Consider the following 4,375-nt stretch of genomic DNA (forward strand, 5'->3'; position numbering starts at 1 on the left):
TTGACATTTCCAATGCGTGTTCATTAAAATTTGCCATTGCGTTCACTCCTTTTAGAATTTTATACTGTCACATTATTACTTCTTTATTCTAAAATCTTCAATAATAAGCGATTTCATTCCACATTTAATACATCCGTAATCCGAATGACTTCCAAACTGATATAATCTAACAACCTCATGCTTACATAATTTAGCTAAATTTGTCCTTTCAATTTTATCAAATTCATCTTCTTGCATATTTTTCATATTTTTCAATTCCTTTCTATTAAATGATAATTTAGCAGCTTAACCAACCATTTTTGAAAGTAAAGTTGATTGTAACTCAGCTAATCTTTGGATTTCAATATTAAAAGTGTCGCAATCAGATAAATACGCTTCATATAACCGATTAAGAATGATTAAATCATCTTTATTATCAGGAGTAATAAAACCATATCCTGAAATTTTATCTGGTGAAGTATGGCGAACCGTTGTACCTGAAGCCGTGGCAAGAATATAATTTCTATAATCATTGCTGCACATCAGAAAGTAGATGAACGCTTTCGGATAAGTGTTGTCAATAAATTCAACTAAACCAACTCGCTGATTGTGTAAAAAGGTCATTCTTTCATCTTTGGGGATGATTGCTGGAAAACCAAGTGTATCACCATTTTTACTTAAATCGGTCATCGTTACAACTAAAGAACCTGCTTCAAGCACATAGTCAGCCTTATATTCCGCTTCTTCGTTATAGAATTTGGGTTTATTATTTTGAAAACCACCGCCAATTTTGAAATTGCCCGGAGATACCAATATTTTTGAGGTTTCGTTTTCGGAAAATTGCTCTCCGTCAAAAGCATATCCGTGTTTAATCTTGATGAAGTCCTTTAGCTGCACATAGTTAGGCATATTACGCATATCTTCGTGGAGAAATCGACTAAACTTTTCTGTGAAAAATGCGTTAACTGTAGCAAATAAATTATCATTTATCTTCTGCTTCAACGCAATCCTGTCTGTAACAATCTTATATGCTTTCACAATCTTTTGCTGTTTTTCGATAGGTGGTACTGGCAATTTCATTTTTGCAAATTCTTCCCACGGCATACTACCACGCACACCACCAACCGCAATAAAGGCAGCTTCTCTATCAAATTCTGGTCTTTTGAACCACATTTCCAAATAATCTGGCAGAATAATATTCTTATCTTTTACTCTAAAAATAGGATATGCAGGCGACATTATTGCTTCTTCATATTCCTCTAATCTTGCAACCGGTATTTTTCCATCACGACTGACCTGCATTAAACTTACTGCAAAGTCATTTTTACGGATTATCTTATACTTTGAAAGGTCTGTTCCATTTGTATTTGCAACAGATTTAATGAAACATTTATCAATACTTACACCTATCAGTTCTGAAACCGTTCCATCACTATTTCTTTCATCTACCCTTGTTACAAGTTCCTCAATGGTTTTATACATATCTTTTCCGCCTTATCCTATATATTTTCTGTGAGCAATTTTCACATTGCTCTGCTTAACCATTGCATATTGCAATGTCGTATCTATTCTTCTATGCCCCAAGAGCTGCTGAAGTTGCTCTATCGGCATTCCTTTGTCTATTGCCATTGTCGCAAGCGTTCGCCTGAATTTATGAGGGTGTACCTTATTTAATCCCAATCGTTTTCCAAGCTGTCGTAATCTCACTTCAATACCTCCGATATTCATTCGATTATACGGAGATTGTAATGATACAAAAAGTGCCGGATTATCGTCCTTTCGGCTATTTAAATAATTCTGCAAATGTATTTTTGTTCTTGCATCAAAATATACTATTCGCTCCTTATCGCCTTTGCCGAAAACAACACATTCTCTTTCATTAAAATCTATATCCTCACGATTTAGTAACACCATTTCTCCGACACGCATACCCGTTGAAGCAAGCATATCAATCATTGCCAAGTCCCTGAGTTCCGTGCAATTATCCCTCATCAATTCAAGTGCTTCATCTGAATAAGTTTCTTTAATGTTCGTTCCGGTCTTAACCTTATGTATTCGCCTGACCGGACTTTTCAAAATATAATCCTCGTCCTCAAGCCAAGAGAAAAAACTGGAAAGTATTCGTCTTATATTATCTATCGTAACTTTACTGGATTTTTTCTTAGCCTGATACTCGGTCAAATAGCAACGAATATCATCGGTCACAACATATTTGATACTCTTTCCAATGCCATCAAGCATTGACTGTATCGTTGCATTATAGTATTTCAAGGTTTTCTCAGAACAGCCTTCAATACGCTTTGCCGATAAGAAAGACTCTACTAAATTCTGTTCTGAAAGTTCCTTATCTTTTTCCGTCTTTGTTACCTCATAATCAAAAAGTGTATGTTGTAACACCTCTTGCAATCTTTCTGTCTGTGCGTTATTCAAGTGAGGTAACATTCCTTGAATAACATCTGTAATTAGGTTCTGTTTCATAGTCAATTCTCCTTTTGTTTTTTAAGAGAACGACTACCAGTGGCAGTCCCTTGTTTTAACTCCCGCCACTGATGGGAGTTCTATTGTAAATGATAATTTAGAAGCTACAGTGCAAGCAATATTCAAATCGCTATTTATTGACTACAAAGGAGCCCAATATTCCGATTATCTGGAATTTGAGTTCGGAAAATATCCTGCAACTTGGAACTTAGTTGACTTAGATAGCATTGTCGATGTTCGTGATGGCACACACGACTCGCCAAGTCCAACTGAATCTGGCAAATATCTTATCACTTCTCGTCATCTGCTCCCGTACGCTGTTGACCGTAGTGATGCGTATTTTATTTGTGAAGCCGATTTCAAGAAAGTCAATGAGAGAAGCAAAGTCGAATATGGGGATATTCTCTTTAGTATGATTGGAACAATCGGTATTATTTCTTTCATAACAGACAAAGAAGTGGATTTTGCGATAAAGAATGTAGGTTTATTCCGTACTTCTCAAAATCCTACCATACGATATTTCATTCTCTCGTACCTAAAAAGTAAAATCGTGGAGAACTATATATCTTCATATATGGCAGGAAGTACTCAATCGTATGTAAGCCTTAATGTGCTAAGAAAGATACCTCTTATTCTGCCAACAGAAGATGTTCTTCAACATTTCGAGAAGCAAGTAACACCGCTATATGCGAAAATGATTGAGAACACCCACGAAATTGCCAAGCTCGACGACTTAAAAGATGTAATAACCACATCTATGTCAAGCCGCTAAATTATCATTTATCTTCTGCTTTAAAGCAATTCTCTCCGTAATTGCCTTATAACTGTTCACTATTTCAAGCTGGTTTTCAATAGGCGGAATAGGCAATTCTAGTCTGCATATATCATCCCAAGTAATCCCACCACGAACGCTCCCGTCAGTATGTAACCAACAAATTCGGTCAAACTCCGGTCTGCGAAACCACATCATCAGATAATCTTCATTCAAAATGCTGTTATCTATTACCTCAAACATAAAATATGCCGGAGAAACAATAGCAGGTTCTTCTTCATCATACAATGCAACCGGAAGTCGTTCATCACGACCAACGTGCATTGGATTACACGCAAACTTTCCTTTTGTTATCAGTTTATATTTACTCAAATCCGTACCAATGACATTTGCAACCGACGGCATAAAGAACTTGTCTATGTTAATTCCCAAAACTCTGTCTGTTATGCTTTCTCTGTTCCGAGTATCAATCAGTCGGATATGGTTTCCTAAAATATCATAATTCGATTTCATATCCCAACTCCTTAAATACAGCAAGCAAATCTGATTTGGATTTTTCCTCTTGAACAAGAAGTTCTTTGAGTTCTCCCTGCAATGACTTCATTTTTGTATCAAAGTCGATGTTCTCATCACGATTGACAAACTCAATATATCTGCTCGGCACAAGAGTAAATCCTTTTTCCTTTACTTCATCAAAAGAAGCAGAATAACAAAACTCTGGTACATTCTCATAAGTTTCCTCATAGCCTTCCTGCTGCCAGTTATGATATACACTTGTAACTTTGGCTCTATCTTCCTCTGTCAATTCAATGTACTTCTTCTCATAAGGACTGCCCATCTGTCGTAAATCCATAAAAAGTATTTCATCTTCTCGATTACGATAGCGTTTTAGCTTTCCATTCTGTTCCACAACACGAGCCTTTTTATTCTTATTGAGTACCCAAAGGGTAACGCTGATGTCTGTGGTATAGAAAAGGTTTCTCGGAAGAATAATGATTGCTTCTACCAAATGATTTTCTATAAGCTGCTGTCTGATTTTCAGCTCTGTACCATCATCAGATAATGCACCATTGGCAAGCAGGAAACCTGCCACACCGTTTTGAGAGAGTTTGGAAACAATATTCAGTATCCAACCATAGTTTGCAT

General features: G+C 36.3%; 6 protein-coding genes. 1 reads left to right on the forward strand and 5 read right to left on the reverse strand.

The features are described from left to right. Positions 1-75: 75 nt before the first annotated feature. From ACLU24_RS14345 to xerA, 3 genes are read right to left on the reverse strand one after another with little or no spacing between them, the layout of a single operon-like run. Entirely contained in the window at positions 76-246 is a 171-nt protein-coding gene (locus tag ACLU24_RS14345; protein ID WP_412613326.1) for a hypothetical protein, read from the reverse strand. A 39-nt stretch (positions 247-285) separates the two neighbouring features. Further along, entirely contained in the window at positions 286-1,461 is a 1,176-nt protein-coding gene (locus ACLU24_RS14350) for a restriction endonuclease subunit S (protein ID WP_412613328.1), read from the reverse strand. 12 nt (positions 1,462-1,473) lie between these two features. After that, complete coding sequence (gene xerA / locus ACLU24_RS14355) at positions 1,474-2,457, reverse strand: site-specific tyrosine recombinase/integron integrase (protein WP_412613330.1); 984 nt, start codon at positions 2,455-2,457, stop codon at positions 1,474-1,476. 109 nt (positions 2,458-2,566) lie between these two features. Here xerA and ACLU24_RS14360 point away from each other — a divergent pair, with 109 nt between their 5' ends. Continuing rightward, on the forward strand, positions 2,567-3,229 hold the full coding sequence (locus ACLU24_RS14360; RefSeq protein WP_412613332.1) for a restriction endonuclease subunit S: 663 nt from the start codon (positions 2,567-2,569) through the stop codon (positions 3,227-3,229). Here the strand turns inward: ACLU24_RS14360 and ACLU24_RS14365 are convergent. Together ACLU24_RS14365 and ACLU24_RS14370 are read right to left on the reverse strand one after the other, a co-directional pair. Next, positions 3,218-3,742, reverse strand: coding sequence for a restriction endonuclease subunit S (locus tag ACLU24_RS14365; RefSeq protein ID WP_215630495.1), 525 nt, complete (start codon positions 3,740-3,742; stop codon positions 3,218-3,220). The two genes, ACLU24_RS14360 and ACLU24_RS14365, sit on opposite strands and share 12 nt — an antisense overlap. Next, a partial coding sequence (locus ACLU24_RS14370) for an N-6 DNA methylase (RefSeq protein WP_412613333.1) occupies positions 3,726-4,375 on the reverse strand: 650 nt, incomplete at its 5' end. The genes ACLU24_RS14370 and ACLU24_RS14365, both read right to left, overlap by 17 nt.

The organism is Pseudoruminococcus sp., assembly GCF_047012705.1.
Lineage (GTDB): Bacteria > Bacillota > Clostridia > Oscillospirales > Acutalibacteraceae > Pseudoruminococcus.